This is a genomic window from Phytobacter sp. V69 (genome assembly GCF_965644215.1).
GTDB lineage: Bacteria > Pseudomonadota > Gammaproteobacteria > Enterobacterales > Enterobacteriaceae > Phytobacter.
In genome coordinates, this window is sequence record NZ_CBFFRL010000540.1 from 1 (window position 1) to 383 (window position 383).

Sequence of the window (383 nt, forward strand, 5' to 3'; positions counted from 1 at the left end):
AAAACGTGTGTTTTTAGTCATCCTGTTTACCTCTCTCTCAAAGAGTTTAGTCTCCAGGATTCCCGGGGCGGTTCAAATGACAGGTAGTCGTTATGGCGATTTTAAGGCAGCAAATGAATTGGCAAATTACACAAACTCAGTTGGGAATATTACAGGTAAATCACATCCAGACGGCTATACTTGGCACCATTTAAATGATTATGATCCCATAATGAACACTTCTACCATGCAACTTGTAGAGACAAGCGCTCACGAAGCCACTTTCCCTCACTCCGGTTCAGTGAGCCAATACGAACAGTATCATGGTGTTAAGGAAGGTGCGATTTAATCGTCAATTATGAGAACATAACCCTTTCTTTGACATAGACTTTTCACGATGCCCG

1 protein-coding gene is annotated in these 383 nt (G+C 42.0%); it reads left to right on the forward strand.

Features of this window, described 5'->3' with window-relative positions; translation table 11 throughout:
* Positions 1-328: HNH endonuclease signature motif containing protein (locus ACSZPU_RS26375; RefSeq protein WP_499004580.1), on the forward strand; the 328-nt coding region annotated here is incomplete at its 5' end.
* Positions 329-383 lie beyond the last annotated feature (55 nt).